General features: G+C 31.1%; 16 protein-coding genes. 3 read left to right on the forward strand and 13 right to left on the reverse strand.

The window, feature by feature from the left end:
* The first annotated feature begins 150 nt into the window (after positions 1-150).
* Entirely contained in the window at positions 151-10,065 is a 9,915-nt protein-coding gene (locus QLS71_RS11690) for a neuraminidase-like domain-containing protein (protein WP_308993434.1), read from the forward strand.
* Entirely contained in the window at positions 10,065-10,382 is a 318-nt protein-coding gene (locus tag QLS71_RS11695) for a nucleotidyltransferase domain-containing protein (RefSeq protein ID WP_308993435.1), read from the forward strand. Before QLS71_RS11690 ends, QLS71_RS11695 begins: the two co-directional genes overlap by 1 nt.
* 829 nt (positions 10,383-11,211) lie before the next feature.
* On the opposite strand, the gene QLS71_RS11700 is transcribed toward QLS71_RS11695, so the two are convergent.
* The 5 genes from QLS71_RS11700 to QLS71_RS11720 all read right to left on the reverse strand — a co-directional run bounded on the left by QLS71_RS11700 (position 11,212) and on the right by QLS71_RS11720 (position 14,478).
* The gene (locus QLS71_RS11700) at positions 11,212-11,766 is read right to left on the reverse strand and encodes a DinB family protein (RefSeq protein WP_308993436.1); all 555 of its coding nucleotides are present in this window, start codon (positions 11,764-11,766) and stop codon (positions 11,212-11,214) included.
* 56 nt (positions 11,767-11,822) lie between these two features.
* Entirely contained in the window at positions 11,823-12,359 is a 537-nt protein-coding gene (locus QLS71_RS11705; RefSeq protein ID WP_308993437.1) for a Crp/Fnr family transcriptional regulator, read from the reverse strand.
* Positions 12,360-12,518: 159 nt separating this feature from the next.
* Positions 12,519-13,274 carry a carbon-nitrogen hydrolase family protein gene (locus QLS71_RS11710; RefSeq protein ID WP_308993438.1) on the reverse strand — a complete coding sequence of 252 codons (756 nt, stop codon included), beginning with the start codon at positions 13,272-13,274 and terminating at the stop codon, positions 12,519-12,521.
* Positions 13,275-13,295: 21 nt separating this feature from the next.
* The gene (locus QLS71_RS11715; protein WP_308993439.1) at positions 13,296-13,796 is read right to left on the reverse strand and encodes a hypothetical protein; all 501 of its coding nucleotides are present in this window, start codon (positions 13,794-13,796) and stop codon (positions 13,296-13,298) included.
* A 337-nt stretch (positions 13,797-14,133) separates the two neighbouring features.
* Positions 14,134-14,478: a winged helix-turn-helix transcriptional regulator gene (locus tag QLS71_RS11720; RefSeq protein ID WP_308993440.1), complete on the reverse strand. Its 345-nt coding sequence runs from the start codon at positions 14,476-14,478 to the stop codon at positions 14,134-14,136.
* 83 nt (positions 14,479-14,561) lie between these two features.
* Here QLS71_RS11720 and QLS71_RS11725 point away from each other — a divergent pair, with 83 nt between their 5' ends.
* Positions 14,562-14,933 carry a DoxX family protein gene (locus QLS71_RS11725; protein ID WP_308993441.1) on the forward strand — a complete coding sequence of 124 codons (372 nt, stop codon included), beginning with the start codon at positions 14,562-14,564 and terminating at the stop codon, positions 14,931-14,933.
* Between the two features lie 44 nt (positions 14,934-14,977).
* Here QLS71_RS11725 and QLS71_RS11730 read toward each other — a convergent pair whose 3' ends face one another.
* The 8 genes from QLS71_RS11730 to QLS71_RS11765 all read right to left on the reverse strand — a co-directional run bounded on the left by QLS71_RS11730 (position 14,978) and on the right by QLS71_RS11765 (position 20,242).
* Positions 14,978-16,252 carry a retropepsin-like aspartic protease gene (locus tag QLS71_RS11730; RefSeq protein WP_308993442.1) on the reverse strand — a complete coding sequence of 425 codons (1,275 nt, stop codon included), beginning with the start codon at positions 16,250-16,252 and terminating at the stop codon, positions 14,978-14,980.
* 16 nt (positions 16,253-16,268) lie between these two features.
* Complete coding sequence (locus QLS71_RS11735) at positions 16,269-16,574, reverse strand: DUF1569 domain-containing protein (RefSeq protein WP_308993443.1); 306 nt, start codon at positions 16,572-16,574, stop codon at positions 16,269-16,271.
* Positions 16,575-16,850: 276 nt separating this feature from the next.
* A complete protein-coding gene (locus QLS71_RS11740) occupies positions 16,851-17,285 on the reverse strand; it encodes a nuclear transport factor 2 family protein (RefSeq protein ID WP_308993444.1) in 435 nt (144 codons plus the stop codon).
* 96 nt (positions 17,286-17,381) lie between these two features.
* A complete protein-coding gene (locus QLS71_RS11745; RefSeq protein WP_308993445.1) occupies positions 17,382-17,942 on the reverse strand; it encodes a dihydrofolate reductase family protein in 561 nt (186 codons plus the stop codon).
* Between the two features lie 286 nt (positions 17,943-18,228).
* Positions 18,229-18,816: a dihydrofolate reductase family protein gene (locus QLS71_RS11750; protein WP_308993446.1), complete on the reverse strand. Its 588-nt coding sequence runs from the start codon at positions 18,814-18,816 to the stop codon at positions 18,229-18,231.
* A 44-nt stretch (positions 18,817-18,860) separates the two neighbouring features.
* The gene (locus tag QLS71_RS11755) at positions 18,861-19,022 is read right to left on the reverse strand and encodes a hypothetical protein (RefSeq protein ID WP_348636546.1); all 162 of its coding nucleotides are present in this window, start codon (positions 19,020-19,022) and stop codon (positions 18,861-18,863) included.
* A 315-nt stretch (positions 19,023-19,337) separates the two neighbouring features.
* Positions 19,338-19,898, reverse strand: coding sequence for an alpha/beta hydrolase (locus QLS71_RS11760; RefSeq protein WP_308993448.1), 561 nt, complete (start codon positions 19,896-19,898; stop codon positions 19,338-19,340).
* Positions 19,895-20,242, reverse strand: a complete 348-nt coding sequence (locus tag QLS71_RS11765; RefSeq protein WP_308993449.1) for a nuclear transport factor 2 family protein — start codon at positions 20,240-20,242, stop codon at positions 19,895-19,897. The genes QLS71_RS11760 and QLS71_RS11765 overlap by 4 nt, the downstream gene beginning before the upstream one ends.
* Positions 20,243-20,251 lie beyond the last annotated feature (9 nt).

Below are 20,251 nucleotides of genomic sequence, written 5' to 3' on the forward strand. Positions count from 1 at the left end.
ACTTTCAGGAGCGTTGGTTTCATTCTTTCTAAAAGAATTGTTTTATAAACCCCCAAACTTAATTATTGAAGTTTCCCCAAAACTATTAAAATAACCAACTAATACTAAAAACTGCATCTGATTTTCAGTTGCTTAATAAAATAAATAGTCATGGATAAGCTTAAATTAACTTCGAAAAAAATATCTAAAACTGATGTATCTAACATCCATCTGGCTTTAAGAAAATTAAACCTTAAAGTTGATAAAACTGAATTGGAAATAAAGAATTTGGGGGTATCTACCACCAATGCTATTAAAGAATTCCAAAAAAAGAAAAAGCTGCCAGCTACAGGTAAATTAAATAAAAAAACTATCGATATTTTAAATGTTGAATTGTTTGATGCGCATCATACCAACAGCAAAACCAGAACAGTTAAATTACATGACCTTTTAGAACGCTTATCCATTGAAATTCCAAAAGAAGAAAAACAAAACCGAGCCACCGGACCCGAAACTCGTAAAGCTATCAAAAGCTTACAAAAAGAAGTTGGATTGAAGGCAGATGGTAAAATTAGTGAAGCACTACTCAATGAACTTCATGAAAAAGTAATCGCTAAAAAATACACCACCAAAACACAAATCGGAAATCTACAATCTACATTACAAAAAGCATTAAAAATCGCAAAACTACCTGTAGAAATAACCGAAACTGAACTTAAATCAAAAAAGATAGGTGCTTCTTCTAAAAAAGCAATTCAGGAACTACAAACTAAATATAATTTACCTGCAACTGGAAAATTAGACAAATCTACATTAGATAAAATACAGAGTATTGCTGCTAGTAAAGGTGTTCCTGTAAAGTGGATGAAAAAAGCATCAGCTCAGGATCTTAAGTTGTCAAGAGGTAATATGAGTATTAATGTTACATCTGCAAGAGTTGCCGATTTACAAAAAACGCTATCATATTTGGGATACAAAATAGCAGCTAAAGAATATAACACACAAACTTTTGGAAAAACAACCTATAAAGCTGTAATAGCTTATCAAAAAATTAATGGTCTTCCGCAAACTGGGAAAATTGACAGCAAAACATCTAAAATTTTAAATAAAAAAGTTAAACTGGCAAATCCTGAAACTGAAGAAATTTATAATAAGTATCGCATTAAAGGTTCTGTACGTGACATAATTCACAACCGTAAAGGCAATATGGTTTTGCACATTCACGAAAAACTTATTGATGGTGAAAATAAAGAGCCATTAATGACAAAGAAAAATCACAGTAATGGTTTCTTTGATATTATTTATAGCCCACCTATTGACAAAATTACAGGATTACCTAAAGCTAAATTCCATTTAATAGTTAAACTTTTAGATGAAAAAGATAAATTAATTACATCAAAAATTATTTACAATGCAGCTAAAACTCAATGGATAAACTTCAATCTTTCAGGTGAAAAATATTTAGGTGACTCACAATTCTTTACTACTCAAAAAATTCTAGGAAAAGCACTAGGAAATGTCAATATACTTACGGTAAAAGAAACAGATGAAAATAAACAAATTACTGAATTAAGTACTCAAACTGGTTTGAGTATAGATAATTTAATGTGTTATTTATTAGCGATACATATTGCAAATGACAATACTTTTCCTGCCACACTCAATGCAGAAGTTTTTTATGCTTTTATAATACAAAATCTTCCTCAAGAATTGCCAGGCAATTTATTGCAGGCAACAAATGATTGGGAAACAATGCCTCAACTTGTAGAACTTGCTAAAAATGGAATTATTTTTTCAGATGATCAACTTGTTGAAGAGACCTTAAATAATGCAATTTCAGAAAATTTGGTTTCTTTAAAAGTAAAAATAAATATAGACTCAATTAAAAAATCATTTGCAGATTTTAGACAAACCTTTACACTTGAAAAACCTATTTTAATTGGGAATGCAAACCTTAAATTGTTATTAGATGAATCATCTATATCCTCCCAAAATTATAATTTAATTGCTAATCAATTTTATATAAGTAAAGGTATTAATAATGATTTCTGGGAAGCTATAAAAGCTGATGGAACAATAAAAAATAAAGATATTACTGATTTTGAGGCTATTGTCAAATTGGGAAATATTACAAAAAATCATATTTCAACTATTCAATTTATTAAAAAGGATATCGGTCCAGGTAAACCCTTTAACAAAGCCAGCGATATTGCTAAACTTAGCGAAAAAGAATTCTCAAAATTAATTAAGGATAACGGTAATAAAGTTCCTGATAATATTCCAGGAGATACAATCACCGAAAAAGTGAAAACGTATGCTGCAGTCCTTCAGCAAAGAGCAGAGTTTACATATCCCATGGTTTCATTAGTTTCTGCAGTCAAAAAAGGAGGTGAACATCCACTTAAAAAACTTGATGAAGTTGAAAAATTTGTTGACAATCATGAAGATATAGACTTCAAAACTGAAAATTTTGATAAATACTTGAATGATAATAACATTACTATTGACAAATCAGTTCGAGAAGAAGTTAAAGTTTTTCAACGAATTCATAAATTAACACCAAAAGCTGCTGCTGGTCAGGTATTAATTGAAGAAGGTCTACATAGTTCATCAAGAATATATGCGTTGAGTAAAACAAGAATTACAACCTTATTTGAAAAAAAGGGAATTGAACCTAAATATGCTGTAAAATTATATGAACAAGCCAAATCTCAATATGCTCAAATACTAGGCAAATTGATGGAATATACACCCCAAATACATTGGGGAAGCCCTCAAGCTATTATAAAGCAAACCTATACTAAAAAAGAAATAAAAGATGCATTAGGAGATATTCCTAACCTTGAAACTCTTTTTGGAACTTTAGATTTTTGCGAGTGTGAACACTGCAAATCGTTGTATGGACCAGCTGCCTATTTCACAGATTTACTTAGATTTTTAAAAGAGCATGACTCATTAATAGAACAAGGAGGCAATACATTAAATGTAAAAGATGTTTTATTTGAAAGACGTCCTGATTTAGGCAAAATTAAATTAAATTGTGAAAACACAAATACACCCATGCCGTATATTGATTTGGTGTGTGAATTATTAGAAAATCATATTGCTCCAAAACAAGAAGATTTTGATTTCCAAACAACAATGTCTGCTAGTGAACTAAGAGCTATCCCTCAACATATTCGCCCACATGCATATAACACTTTAGCAGAAGCCAATTACCCAATGGACACTTCTTTTAATTTATGGCAAGAAGAAACTCGTACTTATTTGAATTATTTACGTGTTCCTAGATTTGAATTAATGGAAGCTTTTCAGGATATATCTAACCCCTTAAACAAAGTTCCTAAAGATGTTTTTATAGCTGCTGAATATTTTGGTATTTCTTCTCATGAAACTAAAATTATCACTAAAACAACAGATGCATCTGTTGTAAAACAAAACATATATTGGGGATTCAATACCAACCAAACATCTGTTGCTGTTTCAGACTTCATGGACAGGACAAAATTAACCTATACAGAGCTTTTACAATTGTTGCTTGTAAAATTTGTAAATGACCCAACTATACCATCTAAAAGTGTCATTGAAAGGCCAGTTGACACATGTGATGTTGACACACAAGTAATTACCAATCTAAATGTTTCAAAATTTGATATTATGCATCGTTTTATCAGATTATGGAGAAAAACAGGTTGGGAAATGTGGGAGTTAGATTTACTATTACGAAACACCAAAATTGGGAACAAAACTATTAATGAGGATACTCTTATTAATCTAAAAAAGTTTAAACTACTTCAGGGAAAACTTAAAGTTAAGTTTGAAATACTATTATCATTTTATGACTACATTAATACTGAAGAAAGAATTTATCCATTACAAGCAAATATAAAAGTTCCTAATTTATATGATCAACTATTCAGAAATGTTACTATAACTAACCCTGTAGATACTCATTTTAAAACATTACCACTTAATGCACCAATTATATTAGGAGAAAACACATCCGCACCATATAATGGATATACTCCTGTGCCAACAATACTCTCTGCATTAGCAATAACTCAAACTGATTTTGAAATTTTAAAAGCCAAAACTGACAATAGTTTGTCTCTTAATTCATTATCTATTTTATTGAGGTATACATATTTAGCTAAAGGTCTTAAAATATCAATAACAGACCTCACAATGCTACAAAAAATAAAAGGGCTTGCAAATCCATTTAACTCCTTACAAGAAACTATAGATTATGTGGAAACAATGGAAACTATCAAAGCATCCGGGTTTTCACTTCAAGAATTAGATTATGTTATTAATTATGATGCTGAATCTCCTTTAGGATTAAGAGAAGAGTCGATTATTCAATACATACATGCGCTACGCAATATTATTATAAAAAACAAAGAAACTATTGATAGCTTAGGACTTAATGACACTTTAAATAATCTTATTCTATCTTTTGATGCCGATGCTTTACTAGTAGTTTCTGATGTCCAAATATTAATAGACATTTTACCTTTACAAAATGCCTTAAAAGTATTAAATGAAAAATTTATTAATGCAGATTTTTCTATTCAGGAAACAGAATACATTTTACAGTTTGCTAATGGTTTTGATAAAAATAATCTGGTTTCAAATATTAAAATTTTACAAGAAAACATCAATACTTTACTAGGTCAGAATAAAAAACAAATACTATCTCACATTGCTAATACTTTTAATCTTTCTGATCAACAAGCAACAATTTTATTAGAAAATCTCATACTACCCGGACAGGCGAAGACACTATCAGAAATATTATCTGATAAATCACTTTTAAGTATTGTTCCCAGTGGAGAATTTATAGAAATATCTGTCACTAATTTTTCTAATCATTTCAAAGCTTATGCATTACTCCATAAAGTTTCAATATTGCTTCAACGTATAAAAATATCCACTGAAAATTTAGAATGGTTTATTATACATCACAGTGACCTAGGTACTTTAAATTTTTCTGAATTACCTATTACTTCTACTATCACAAATTATTATAATAGTTGGTTAGCATTATACAAGTTAATCAGTTTTAAATCAAAATATCCTGAACCAGAAAATGTTTCAATGATAAATATTTTGGAAATGGCTATTGATGCTACCGTTTCAAAAGAGGATTTATTATCGGAGCTCAGTAAGCTTACCCAATGGGATTTTGATGAATTAAAAATACTAGTTACCAATTTAAAATTAAAACATGCTATTGGAAATCTTGATTATACAAATTATAAAACATATTGGAGACTACATAATTGCATCGCCCAAGCCAAATTAACTGGTGTTAATATTAAAACTATGTTTCTGTGGTCAAATAGAGAAGATATTAACACTCAATCAAATATTGCAATTCAAACTCGTTTTGCAATAAAATCTAAATATGAAAATGAAGATTGGCTTCAGAAAATAACACCTTTAATGGATGATTTGCGAGATAGAAAGCGCAAAGCATTGGTAGCGTATCATATGGAAGAATCTCAAAGAAATGAGGCTCCAACTGTTGTTTTTCAAGGAGATAATATTCCTAATCCTTTATTTTGGAAAGATGCAAATGCGTTATACAAATATTTATTAATAGATGTAGAAATGAGTTCCTGCCAACTTACCTCACGTATCAAACAAGGAATAAGCTCTATACAATTATTTGTTCAGCGTTGCTTTCTTAACCTTGAAAATCGTTATGTACAGGTAAGTCAGGAAGAAAAAGAAGATGTAGCTTCGGAAAATGCTTGGTCACAATGGAAATGGATGAAAGTGTATCGTATATGGGAAGCCAATCGTAAAGTATTCTTTTACCCTGAAAATTGGATTGAACCTGAATTACGCGATGACAAGTCGCCATTTTTTGAGGAACTTGAAAATGAATTATTACAAAATGAAATTACACATGATAATGTAGAAACTGCCTATTTAAGTTATATTCACAAGGTTGATGAAGTGGCTAATTTAGAAGTGAGTGGGGTTTATCATGAACGAGAAAATTTAAATCTAAGTGAAATAGGATATGAAACAAACTTTGTGCATGTAGTGGCCAGAACTAAATCTATTCCTCCAATTTATTATTATCGCAAATATGATTTAAATTATTCAACATGGACTGCTTGGGAAAAAATTGAAGTAGATATTGAGGGTGATCAGGTTATACCAGTAATTTATAATCGAAAACTGCATCTGTTTTGGTTAGTATTTATGGAAAAAGCACAACGAACAACTAAAACACCACCTGCAGAACCTTCTTCAGGGTCTCAGGATGCACCTGAACCTCAGAAAATGTTAGAAATTCAATTAGCTTGGAGTATTCAGAAGGAAAAGGGCTGGTCTTCTAAAAAAATATCTAAAAATAAAATGATTCATCCGTGGGAAAGGCCACGTTATGCTTATAATTTGAAGCCATACTATAAACCACTTACTAATGAGTTGTGGTTGGATATTTATCTTTCTACAGCAAAAGAATTTAATGACAGAAAATTTTATGACCCAATACAAAATAAAAAGGTGCGTGTAACGCATAATTATTTTAATGAAACTTATAAGCCCTGGCATTCATCTTCCTTTGTGTTTAATGGGGATGTTAAAGAGTTAAATATGAGAGGACTTAATTCTTATTTCCACTTTGAGATATTTGGTTCAAGTTATGATGTTATGTTAAACACTACATCTTATGAATATGTGCACAATAATTTTGGTGAAGATGGTGCAAAAATTAAAAAACTATCAACAACTGAAGATGGTCCCAGATTACGTTTACCTTACGGTATGCATTTTCACAATACACACTTAACCAATAATAAAGTACATTCACCTAATAATAGCAATTTAAGAATATTAAAACCAAATGGTGGCTCACCTACTTTACTTACTGGTGCACACAATCCATTTGAACTAGTGATTACACAACAAGACATTCAAATAGGTGCTGAACATCCTATGTTTTATCAAGATCATGAAAGAGCTTTTTTTATTCAACCTGAATGGCAAAAAAGATTTGATCAATATGGTCAATTAATTAGTAGCACAAAAAAATATCGTTTTCAACCTTTTTATCATCCTTACACCACCCTATTTTTAAGAGAATTAAATAGAGATGGAATGGATGGATTATTGAATCGAAAACTTCAAACAAAACCAGAAAGCTATACTCCAAAAAACAATTTTAATTTTAGTACTAGCTATTATCCAAACAATCAATTAGTCACTGTTGATGATGAAGCTAAAAAGGATCGATTAGATTTCTCTTTTGGCGGAGCCTATTCAATTTATAATTGGGAAACTTTTTTTCATGGTCCCATACTAATTGCAACAAAACTTTCACAAAATCAACGATTTGAAGAATCAATGCGTTGGTTTCATTACATTTTTGATCCTACCAATATAGAAGCGTTACCAACACCACAACGCTATTGGGTTACAAAGCCATTTTACGAACACAATTCAGCAGATTATCGCAAACAAAGAATAGAAAATATTTTATCTAACATTAATGATGATGAAAATAAAGACCTATTAAAAGCATGGAGAAATAATCCTTTTAAGCCTCATTTAATTGCTCGTTATCGACCAGTAGCATATCAACGCAATGTAGTAATGAAATATTTGGATAATTTAATTGCTTGGGGAGACCAACTATTTCGTCGAGATTCAATAGAATCTATAAATGAAGCTTCATTGTTGTACATGCTTGCTTATGAAATTCTGGGAGATCGTCCTCAAAAAATTCCAAATGTAAATCGTGAGGAGTTAAGTTTTAACGAAATTGAAAACAAGCTTGATGATTTTGGAAATGCAAGCGTAGATGTAATAATAGAAGATACCTTGCTGCCTATTGAGGTGGTTCCTTCCACAGGGGGAAGTGAGCCAATGCCAAAAATCGAAACTTTTTATTTCTGTATCCCAAATAATAGTGACCTTATAAAATATTGGGACACTGTTGAAGATAGGTTATTCAAAATTCGTCATTGCATGAATATTGAAGGAATTGTTAGGCAACTTCCTTTATTTCAACCTCCTATAGATCCAGCTTTATTAGTTAAGGCAGCAGCAGCTGGTATGGATTTAAATAGTGTTTTAAATGATATTACAGCTGGCACACCTCATTATCGCTTTAGAGTGATTGTTCAAAAAGCTATTGATTTTGTAAATGATGTAAAACAATTAGGAGATAAGTTATTAAGTGTTCTTGAAAAGAAAGATGTAGAAGCCTTATCAATTTTACGTTCACAACATGAAATAGAATTGTTAAAAGCAATTAAAGAAGTAAAGAAAAAAGAGATAGATGAAGCTGTTGAAATAGTAGGCAGTATGAATAAGGCAAAAAGTTCTGCTGAAGAGAGAAAAAACTACTACGAAAATAAAGACTTTATTAATGCTCTAGAGGCAGCTTCTTTAATACTTTCTGGAGGCTCTGTCGTAATGACTGGCATTGCAGGTATTCATAACTTAATTGCTAGCTTTTTGCATCAAATACCTAATTTTAGTATAGGTATTTCTGGTTTTGGAGGAACTCCTAATGTAACTATGTCAGTTGGAGGTGGAATGTTTGCAAGTTCTTTACAGGCACAAGGTAGTGCTGTTAGTGCTGTAGGAACTATGCTTTCCCAAATATCAACAATGCTTAATACGGTTTCTGGTTATCAACGAAGAAAGGAAGATTGGGATTTTCAAGGGAGATTAGCCGATATAGATATTGATCAAATTCAATTTCAGATTAATGCTGCTCAAATTCGCCAATCAATTGCAGAAAAAGAACTTGAAAATCAGGATCTTCAAATTGAGAATGCTAAAACTGTTGGTGATTACATGCGTAATAAGTATACCAATGAACAATTGTATAATTGGATGATTACTCAAATTTCAACAATCTATTTTCAAGCATATCAACTAGCTTATGATATGGCTAAAAAGGCTGAAAAATGTTATCAATATGAACTAGGGGTTCAAAACTCTTCTTATATACAGTTTGGTTATTGGGATAGTCTTAAAAAAGGATTGTTATCTGGTGATAAATTACTTCATGATTTAAGGAGATTAGAAACTGCATATATAGATCAAAATAAAAGAGAACTCGAAATTACAAAGCATATTTCATTAGCTAAAATAGCACCACTTAGTTTAATGACACTTAAAGAAACTGGACAATGCATTCTATCATTACCTGAATGGATATTTAATATGGACTATCCAGGTCATTATATGAGACGTATCAAGTCAGTATCTGTTTCTATCCCATGCATTGCGGGGCCTTACACAAGTGTGAATTGCAGTTTGGTTATGATTAAAAATGAAATCCGTATAGATGCAACACTTTCTGGAGGTATTTATGAAAAGGTAGATGAAAATGATTTGAGATTTAAAACACAATTGGGGGCAATTTCATCGATTGCAACTAGCCATGGTCAAGCCGATAGTGGTATGTTTGAATTGAATTTTAATGATGAAAGATATTTACCATTTGAAGGGGCAGGTGTTATAAGTGAATGGCAAATTAGCATGCCTCATGAAAATAATCATTTCGATTTCGCGAGTATATCCGATATGATTATTCATGTTAATTATACATCAAGAGATGGAGGTAGTACATTGGCCGGACCTGCAAATACTCAATTACAAAATCTAATTCCTCAAAATTCAGTGAAACTATTTAGTCTTAAACATGAGTTTCCTAATGAGTGGCATAAATTTATATTTCCTAGTAATGATTTAGATCAAGAATTTATAGTCAATTTAAAATCTGAACATTATCCATTCTTTTTAAGAGGAAATATTAACAATCTTAAGATTAAAAAAATGGAAATAATTATTGAAAGTAAAGTTGATTCTGATTTTGAATTAATGATGAAAGTTACAAATACCGATTATGAGGCAGCAGTAAGTAATGTTTCTCCTGATCCATCTTTTAATAATGTGCATTATACGACTCGAAATTATGAAGCGGGAATTAAGCCTGATGCTTTAGGTGAATTGAGATTTAAATTAAAAGTACAAGGAGCACCTGCTAATTTCACTTCATTAACTTCTGATCAAATAGATGATTTATTCATTTTATGTTATACCACTGAGTAATGACAAATAAAACTTTAAATAGAATTATTAATTATATAAAAATTGTAGCTGATCCGGAAAGCATTATTCTTTTCGGATCGTTTGCAAAAGGAAACAATAACCTGCATAGTGACATCGATTTACTATTAATCATGGAAGATGTGTATTTTAAAAACATATTAGTGAATCAAATCAGTCATTTCATTAGCGAATTATCACTAAGATCTGATGTTTTAATACATTCAAAAAAAGAAATTGAAATTGCTAATAAAGATTCTTTTTCATTTTTAGGATCCATAATAAAAGAAGGAAAAATAATTTACACAAAATTGCGTTAATTGCTTGGTTATGAGTAAAATAATTATTATATTTATCTAATCGGAAAAACTTAAAATTGTGTTATTAAGAATTGGAAAGTAGGATGTGTAAGTCAATGAGAATATAGTATAAAAAGATTTTCGATGTAAATAGTGATTTGGCTGTCGTGGTGATTCTTCGTCAGCTTTTTCTTTTTTATATATGTGTGTTAAAATATTTCATTTTTGCTAAAACTCTATCTATTTTTGTTTTTATTGCCGTAATAATTTAGAATTTTTAAAAATATTTATTATTAAACCCCTAAAATATAGTCTCTTCTAGTCTCTTCTAGTCTCTTCTAGTCTCTTCTAGTCTCTTCTAGTCTCTTCTATTATCTTCTATTATCTTTATTAATAACCAAAATTTTTGAGGACTTAGGTTTTAACATTGCATTCCATCACTATTAAAATTTTAGTGTTCCAGATTTGTTTATTTTTGATACTTTTTTTATCATAATAAAATCAATAATTAGAATATCAATATGTCCTTCACTAGATCGAAAATATTTTGTTTCACTATTATTTCACTTAATTATTTTGACTGCTTGGATAGGACGGTCAATGTGAGCCACCTTCAGCGGATAAAAGTGAGCATAGCAATAATTACTGCAAACCCGTTTATAGCTTAGGCTGAAACGAGTTTTTAAGTGGCTCAACAATTTCTGTTTTAAGTGGTTCGCCTTAACCGTTTTTTGTAGTTTATATGGAAAATGCGTGTTTGAGTGCGAGGATTTTCCGCCGTAAACCGAAGATAGCAAATTTGCTAGGACTTTTCGAGAGGAAAGTCAGAAGTAATGAACTATAACTGGTATTACTTGCTGGCTTTTTTTAATGTTTTTTCAGCTTGTTTGATATGTCTATCATTATGATATATCAGTACTCTAAATGTATCTCCTAATTTTAATTTAATCCATTTCGAAATCGAAATTGCTGTTTTCGTTTTGTCTAGATTAACATTTTTAGACTTATCTAAAAGTTCAATTATCTGATGTTGTTGATTTATAAACTTTTCGAGTGTTTCAATATCTAGTTCTGAGTTTAAAGGATTCATGGATTTAAATGTTTTCATTTTGTTTAAATCCTCATTGTATGAAACAGACTTACTAAAATATTTACCTAACCAATTACTTTTAAAAATTTCAGAACTTTTGTAATTAGAGGTTTTAATCTTGTTTGTTATTTCTGGAATATAGAAATCGCCATACCTATTTAAATGTTCTATACATTCTAATATACTCCAACTTTCTGCATTTTGTTTCCAATTTAGTAAATCAATAGGTTGATTTTTTAATTTTTCTATGCTATTCAAATTTTGACGAGTAATATCTAATAGACTTTGTAATAATTTTTTAGTTGCTATTGCCATTATTATTATTTTTATACAAATGTCTATCAATAAACAACAAAAAAGATTGATTGAAATCAAGATTTTTTAATTCTAGAAAGTGTTTCAGGTGTCATCCCTAAATAGGAAGCAATATATTTGTTTGGTATTTCTTGAAACAGTTGAGGACTTCGCTTTAAGACCCTCTTATATCTTTCAATTGGTGAAGATGTTAGAATATCTCTTTCTCTTTCCATTTGCTGCAAAACGAAGTTTTCTAGAATAGAAAGCCATATTTCTTTGTTCTCAGATGACGACTCTATGAAAGAGATATATTTTTTTTTGTTGATGACTTTAACAGTCGTTTTTTTTAACGCTTGAATATAAAAGTCAGACGGTTCTTCATTCAAAAATGAATCTAATGAAGCTATTAGATTGTTCTTATAACCAAACCTAATTGTATGTTCTTCATATTCATCGATTACAAATATTCTAAGACTCCCATTTGTTACTAAATAGATATTTGTATCAATACTACCTTTTACTTTCAAATACTCATTACGTTCAAGTTCTATTTCCCTATCCCAAAGGTCATTCTTGTTTATTCTTTCAACTAAATTTGATATTGGGTTCATATTGGCTTGCAGGTAACGTTTTGCAGCTACACGCAGGCAGGGATTTAACCACTGAACTTCCTGCGAAGAACTGAAATTTAATTTTAGTACTTTTCTGTCCTGCGAAGCACAAAGCCTTACTTACGTATAGATGATGTTAGCGGGTCGTTGTCCTTCACTCTAATCATTGTTTCGGTTTAGCTTATATGTTACTGTTTTCTTCTCAGGATTGTCACTTTCAGTATCAAAAATAGCAATGCCTTCGTTGGTATTGTCTAGTTGTCTAATTAATAAACCTTTATTATTCCAAATAGAACTCTTTCCTGCACAATCATATTCTCCAGATTTACCCACAAGATTAGCCATTACTGTCGTCATTTGATATTTTTTGGCAATACCAGAAATTCGATTTATATCCTTGTCAACTCCGTTTATTGAGTTCAATACACTAGCTATATAAATATTAGCACCATTCTTAAATGCCTTTTCAGAGTGTTCTGGAATTGATGTCTCATAACAGATTGCAAATGCTAGTTTATTACTTTCAAATGTTATGGGAGGTGAATTTTTACCAGAAACAAAATATTTTTCTTCACCTGGATGCAAATATTCTTTTGAATAAGTTATTCTAGGTTTATTTGGTTGAAAAAGTATCATACTTATACAGATCCCTACTTCATTTTTTGTAGGTAATCCAAATCCAATAATAATTTTACTTGAATCACTAATTTTTTGAAATTCATCAAATCTTTTATCATTTTCGGTAGTTGCTAATTCTTCAACTAATTCAGGTTCGTAACCTGTCAATGATAATTCTGGAAACACTATGATATCAGCACTGTTTTGAATAGAAAGAACTATCAACTTTATATGATTTTCTATATTCTTTTGAATATCTCCTTTAATAGGCTTTGTCTGTGCAATACAAATTTTCATATAATATTTTTTATACACAGCTTAGCTACCGTTTTTTTGCTTCCACCATTCCAGTATTTCATTCACTTTTTCTTTGTCATAACTCTCACAAATATAGAGTTCGTTTGGATATGGTTCGTTTTTTCGATAAGCCTCTATTATTGAAATAACTTGATCTCCAATTGTCATATTTTTTGGGTCAGGAATAAATGAGGATATAACTCGATTAACACATTTTGCTTTTTCTTTTGATTCAATTTGAGAAATCAGAAATTTTAGGTCAGAATTAGTAATCCAATTTTTGTCAGTTTGTCCAATGGTTGATAATATATTCAATTCATTATCATTTCCAAATTTCAATTCCGTAATAAATTCTTTTACGGTTATTTCGGACATTCTGATCCAGCCATTTTCTTGCGTATATTTTTGGTATTCATTTTCTGCTATCTCAAAGTCATTAATTATAGCATTATGTTCCTTTGAGTTTTCTTTACAAGAAACTAATAACAAAACTAAAATTAATATAAATATCGATTTGTTCATAATTTGTTCGTATCTCAAAGGTAACCAACGGATAGTAATGCTAGTGCGACGTTTACCATTTAGGGAGCATTAGCGCATATAATTTGTTATCTGTGAGTTGTTCTTCATTTGACAATAGGTCTACTTTGTTTCTCAAACTTTAGATTGGACTTGCAACAAAAAGTCGGACATTTTTTTAAGATCTATGCTACACTTTTAAATTGATAAAACAAATATCAGTCATAAAAATTCATTCAAACTTGTCATATGTAAAGAAATTCAAATTATTTATGGACAAATATTTAATCCCTATAGAAATTTAAGACTGATAGGATAGATTTCACAAGTTTAATATTGACTATCTATTTCTAGTACCCCATTCAGACATTTGGATCAAAATGGATTCTAAAGATTTTCCTTTTTCAGAAAGTTCATATTCTACCCTAGGCGGAACTTCTGGATATGGAATGCGCTTTATTAAGCCATCTGCCTGAAGCTCCTTAAGCTGTGCTATGAGCATCCTTTCTGAAATTCCTATTAATCTACTTTTTAATTCGCCATATCTTAATGTCCTTTTATCCAATAGAAATGCTAGAATACTAAGCTTCCATCTGCCATTTAGTACTGAATTGGTGTAAGCTATACCACAATTAGCCTCCAACTGTTCTTTGTTTATTGTATTGGTTGACGTTGTTTTTCTCATTTTTTACTTTTTTATTAGTACCATACAATTTTGTATGTACTATCTTAAAACGAATTTAACACTTAATTTTGTAGAAAAAAAACATGAAACTACTCGTTCAAATTATACATTGGGTTGCTTATACATATTTAGTTTATGCATTTGGTTATGCAAGCATTTTCAAAGTTTTTCAAAAACAAAGCATGATGGAAAACATGAGGGATTTTGGCTTTGGCCAAACATGGACTTTGTTTATCGGTTATGCAGAATTATTAGGTGTGTTTGGATTAATCTTTGGGATATGGATCCACCAAATTAAGAACATCTCAACTATTTGGTTATTACCTTTTGCTATTGGGGCTCTGATGGTGCATTTCGCACATAACGATTACACATATTACACTACCGCATTATATTGTTGTATTGCTTGTGTTATCTTACTTGCAACAGATAAAAATTTTAAGATTGTAGTGTAAATCAAGGAAAAGATATTATTTATTTACCTGCTTTATTTTAATTATCAGTCAAATTTTATAAACATTTTACTAAAGTTCAATGTCATTTTTTCAAATTTTTGGATGAAGTCTTGGCCAATGTTTCCATAAACTTTTTGTTTGTCCCCTAATGGCTCTTTAAGTAAATCGATATTATTTAGAATCACTTCTTTTCCCAGAATGTTAAAAACAGCGTCTATCTTAAATCCATCGAATTGCTTATGACCTCCAGCTCCACCAAAACTTATAGGTTCGATTTTATGATTTTTATCAATTTCTATTTTGTTTTCGATATAATAAGGATGGTAAAGCATGCTGCTATCTGCTCCTGTATCAAAAGTGTAATGCTTACCATCAATATAAATTAAGGGCGTAAGGCCATTTAATGCCATATTAGAATCTCCAAATAATGTCGTTTCAGTTTGAGGTACAATAAAATAACCATCATGAGTGATTTGTATTTCTTTCATTGCAGAAATTATAGGAAACCCTATTATACCATAAATTTGGTAATCAATTTGAGGGAAAGCCATGTCTTTGTCATCAAACACCAGAAAAATAGCATTTTTTACAATGATATTGTTTATTTTCAATTCTTTACATACTGCAAGTTGGGCGTTCACCTTGATGCCGGTTATTGAGCCTACTTGAATGTCTGAAGGAATTATTTTCATATTTAGTTTTTGAGCAATGGATTTTATGGTTGTGGATATATTAGCACCGGTATCAAATACGAAATCCAGGGAATCATTAGCGACAACCACACTTAAATTGTTCAGTCCGGCTTTATCTTTTTTTATCTTAATTCGGTTATCATTATTAATAATGACATGCTGTGGAGGTTCGTTTTCTAAAGCAGTCCATATTTTATTATTGTTTTCCAGGTCACTGATTTCATTTTCATCAACCAAGGGTTTGTATTGGTCTAAAATAATACTTACCGCTTCTTTAGCCTCCTTGTACTTGAATAGTTTAACGGCATTATCTTCTTTTAACCTGTAAAGCTGAAGCATTAAGGAATCCGGAATTAAATATGTTTTTTTCATTAGTTCTGCTATCTTTCTATCTGATGCTTCAAGGTTATTAAAAGCATTGTCTAATGTTGCTTCTATGACAAGGCCATATCCAGTTGGGATAGCTTCTCTTTTTTGTTTATAGTATTCCATTGCCTTAAAAAAATCCTTTTGTTTAATTAACTTATGGATTTCGATAAGTTCGCTACTTTGCGCATTACCTGATAGGGTAAAACCTATTAGCAGCAATGCTACAACAGCTAAATGTTTGCTTATTCCTGTTTTCATATGTACCGAATTTTGTTTAAACGTTGAACTGCTTTAAATGATGATCTGTATGTTTATAGGCTAAACATCCTATTTGTTCTTTTGTCATTTTGCCGAAGAATGGATGGATAAAGCCATTACATTCAAATGTAGAATATATTTTGATTCCCTCAATCCAGCTTTTCTTTTGGGCCTGAACATCCCCTGTTTCCTCTTTGACAATTAATTCCGGGCTGGCATTGGCGTTTTTCATCATAGGCTTATTCAATACATCATCAAGAAATAACTCCCCAGGAAACTTATTAAGAAAATCCCTTTTAACATAAACCTTTCCTTGAACCATCCCGTCCCATAATTTACAATGCACAATCATTTAGTATAAATTCATTTTTCCCCACAAGGGGTTTGCATTAACATTAAGATCTTCAATCCTTTCAATAAGATCATTTCTGTCAGACCTGTTAAAAATGTGTTTCATACCATTTCATTGAATTTTTCACTACTGTTGCTATTATTTTGTATACATTACCAATATTAATCTTGTTATTAGTTGAAATACTTGATTTTTAAAAAAGTTTAAATTTTGATGGCTCTTTGGTAATAGATTAATTTATAAGGCTCAAGGCTCTAAATTAGTAGCAGCTTTATCAGTACCGTCCATATGCATAGGAAAAGATTGGTGTTGGTGTGTAACTTTCCATTCTCCTTTTATTTTTTGAAGTCCTAAGGTTTCCCTAAACCAAATGTCCGTTTCACTACCATCTGTACGCTTTCCAGTTAAATGCTCCAGGCTGCTTAAGAAGGCAATATCGCTATTGTTGGTTATTTCCAATTCTTTTGTCTCTAATCCAATACCATTCTCAAAGGTTAAAAACCAGTTCTCTAGGTTATTTAAGCCCTCTAGCCCTTCATCAAATTTCTCCATCAAAGGTGGTGCCATTAAAAAAAGTACACAATTTTTTACAAATAGCTTATTTGCTTTTTTTGCATCTTTTTCACGAATTGCTCTGCTCAGATTTTCTTTTAGTTGTCTTATTTTATCTTCTTCTAACATTTTTAAAATTTTATGAATAATGTATTTTGTAGTATATGCTAAAAATTTCTAAATCAGCAACAAGGTTTTAGCATAAAATAATCTTAAATAAGATGGTTACAGACTGTAATGAATCGCTATTTCACCTTCTGAAAACTGTTTTACACTTAGTAATTTCAGTCGGCTTGAATTTTGGATACGATTAAAAAACGGTATTCCTTTTCCGAAAAAGACAGGATATTGAATTACCCAGTATTCATCGATTAAATTAAGATGACTTAATGTTTCAAAAGTCGTGGGACTACCAAACATCAAAATATTTTTACCTGATTGGGCTTTTATGCCCTGGATACTGACCGCTATATTATCCGATATCACTTTAGTTTTTACCGTATGGTTGGATAGAGTCTTAGACAAAACAATTTTGTCAGCTGCCTTATACCAATTTGAATATTTAATGTCACTTTTCGTAGCATTTTCTTTATCCCCCGCTGTAGACCAATAACTTTCCAGCATTTGGTAAGACACTCTTCCAACTAATGCGGCATCGGCATCGTCTGTCAAACTACATACAAAATCCAAATTTTCAGGACTTGGCTTGAAGTTATCAAATTCTCCATATTCACCTGCTACAAAGCCGTCCAATGAGGCGTGGACAATAAGTATTAATTTTCTCATGTTTATTTATTATTATGTTAATAAATCAACCAAAGTTTTCTATTATGAAGGCTTTGGCTATATGTTCTGGTTTCATTTTACAACGTTATACAGCTATCTAAAAAAGTTATTTAAAGGTGCTTCGCTTTCAATTCAAGCAAAGTCACATTCAAACTTCTGTGTTGAATTGGAAGCTGATTAGTATCTGTTAATTCTCAATAACCCGAAAACCAAATGATTTATAGTACTTGATGAGTGATGATTGTTTGCCTAAGTATCCATTCTTATAAACTTTATTTTCAATTTTTTAAACCTTGGCTAGATTGTTTTTGCTTTTAGTATAGTGCAATTCAACAACTCCATTATTAAAAATCTTGTGGCTTTTTAATATTAATTCTTCTTTATTTTGGAAGTTCAAAAACAGTCTATCGCCTTTTCCAACGATTACGGGATGTATTGATACAACCAGTTCATCAAAAAATGAATTTTTCAAGAACAATTTCCATAATCCTACACCACTTTCAACGGATATATTTTTTCCGTTTAGCTGCTTCAAATGTTCTAGTGACTCTGATAATGATTGAATATCTGAAAATTTAAGCAATTCAGAATTTTGCCAAACAATTTCTACGTTTGAACGAGATAATACTATTTTATTTATTCCATTAATTCTTTGGGCAAACTGCTTTTCAATGTCAGAAACAGAAGTTTGTTCTGCGTTCGTCCAATACCCTGCTAATAAGGGATATGTTTTACTGCCAAAAACTGCCGTATCCAATTGTTCATAATAATGCATTGCAGATTTTAGGATGTCGTCACTCATTAACATCCATTTTTCTGGGTTTGAGACTACATTATCAAGGGACATATGAAAGCTTGTTATTATTTTTCTCATTTTCTATGATTTTGTTTTGTCGTTTTACAATACTCACCAATAACTTAACTACTCTCTAAAACATCTGTTGCTGTTTCACTATTGAGTTGTTCTGCTAATCCGATAAGCAGTCCTTCTGCTCCACGAACGTAACCAAGCCGATACATGTCCCCAAACTGAACCACTTCTCCAACTACTTTGGCACCGTGATTTTTAAGTCTAATCAACAATTCGTCAAGGTTATCAACCCTGAACATGATGCGTAGATAGCCAAGTGAATTTACAGGAGCATTCCTATGGTCTGCAATTGTTTGAGGGACTAGAAATTGTGAAAGCTCCAGTCGGGAGTTTCCATCGGGTGTAACCATCATGGCAATCTCAACAGACTGATTGCCGAGTCCAGTTACACGTCCGGCCCATTCACCTTCTACCATCATCCGTCCTTCAAGGGTCGGTCCAATTTCCGTAAAAAAAAGCAACTGCGTTATCGAGGGATTCTACAACGATACCGACATTGTGCATTTCCATTAATTTACTTTTTGTCATGATTTATTTAATTTTATATCGCTTACCAATTCCGGTAATCCGTTAGAAAAGACATGGTCTGTTCCATCTAAAACCCTTACGATTGCATTTGGGAATGCCTTTTTATAGAAATTCAAATGTTTGAAAGGAACAATTGAATCTTCTTTGCAGTGGTATAAATATACTTTTTCTATTTCTCCTAATTCATGTTCAAAATTTTCTCGTAGCTCAAATTCCTCTATACCCCAACCATTCTTTCCCCATTGTGGTGTTGCAACTAAATACAATGAAGAAATATAAATATCTGGTTTTTCTTCCGAAATGTATTTAAGCAATACTGACCCTCCCAATGAATGTCCAATTAGTATAACAGGTTCATTTAAATTTTTAAATTCTTTAGCCAAAAGGTTTTTCCACTTTTGATAGGAAGGATCTTCTGGCCCATCTATTAATGGGTAATGAATTTCAAACTCGTTCCGTAACTCTTTTTTCAGGGACAATACAAGATCGAAACTTCCTTGTCCTGCACTGCCTTGAGCTCCGCCACTATGAGCGAAAAATACTTTTTTTATTTTCATTTTGATTGAATGCAATATGAAGTAATGCTTCGTATTTGGTTGTTGTCATCAAACTCATAAATATCACAAGCAGAAACAAATGATACACGTTTGTTGTCTCTTAAGAATTCAGCAGTACCACTAATGATCACTTTATTTCTACTTTCGATGATGTTTTGTATTTTGAAGTCGGTTGTTACCGATTTAAAATACTTACCAACTTGCTCACAGTTTTCAATTATTGCCTGTCTTCCTTTAAAACTATCTTCTTCTATAACGGTCCATTCGGCAGTGTCGGATATAAACTTGTATGTTTTTTCAAATTCTCCATTTGAAAATGCTTTTGCTATTTCTGATTTTGTCATTTATCAATT

Origin of the sequence: Mariniflexile litorale, assembly GCF_031128465.2 — a bacterium.
Lineage (GTDB): Bacteria > Bacteroidota > Bacteroidia > Flavobacteriales > Flavobacteriaceae > Mariniflexile > Mariniflexile litorale.

Coding starts and splice junctions, on each gene's coding strand:
- QLS71_RS11745 (WP_308993445.1), bottom strand. CDS start 17,942: ATGAGAAAATTAATACTTATTGTCCACGCCTCATTGGACGGCTTTGTA.
- QLS71_RS11750 (WP_308993446.1), bottom strand. CDS start 18,816: ATGAGAAAAATAATAACAAGCTTTCATATGTCCCTTGATAATGTAGTC.
- QLS71_RS11690 (WP_308993434.1), top strand. CDS start 151: ATGGATAAGCTTAAATTAACTTCGAAAAAAATATCTAAAACTGATGTA.
- QLS71_RS11700 (WP_308993436.1), bottom strand. CDS start 11,766: ATGGCAATAGCAACTAAAAAATTATTACAAAGTCTATTAGATATTACT.
- QLS71_RS11695 (WP_308993435.1), top strand. CDS start 10,065: ATGACAAATAAAACTTTAAATAGAATTATTAATTATATAAAAATTGTA.
- QLS71_RS11730 (WP_308993442.1), bottom strand. CDS start 16,252: ATGAAAACAGGAATAAGCAAACATTTAGCTGTTGTAGCATTGCTGCTA.
- QLS71_RS11725 (WP_308993441.1), top strand. CDS start 14,562: ATGAAACTACTCGTTCAAATTATACATTGGGTTGCTTATACATATTTA.
- QLS71_RS11740 (WP_308993444.1), bottom strand. CDS start 17,285: ATGTTAGAAGAAGATAAAATAAGACAACTAAAAGAAAATCTGAGCAGA.
- QLS71_RS11705 (WP_308993437.1), bottom strand. CDS start 12,359: ATGAACCCAATATCAAATTTAGTTGAAAGAATAAACAAGAATGACCTT.
- QLS71_RS11735 (WP_308993443.1), bottom strand. CDS start 16,574: ATGGTTCAAGGAAAGGTTTATGTTAAAAGGGATTTTCTTAATAAGTTT.
- QLS71_RS11715 (WP_308993439.1), bottom strand. CDS start 13,796: ATGAACAAATCGATATTTATATTAATTTTAGTTTTGTTATTAGTTTCT.
- QLS71_RS11760 (WP_308993448.1), bottom strand. CDS start 19,898: ATGAAAATAAAAAAAGTATTTTTCGCTCATAGTGGCGGAGCTCAAGGC.
- QLS71_RS11720 (WP_308993440.1), bottom strand. CDS start 14,478: ATGAGAAAAACAACGTCAACCAATACAATAAACAAAGAACAGTTGGAG.
- QLS71_RS11765 (WP_308993449.1), bottom strand. CDS start 20,242: ATGACAAAATCAGAAATAGCAAAAGCATTTTCAAATGGAGAATTTGAA.
- QLS71_RS11710 (WP_308993438.1), bottom strand. CDS start 13,274: ATGAAAATTTGTATTGCACAGACAAAGCCTATTAAAGGAGATATTCAA.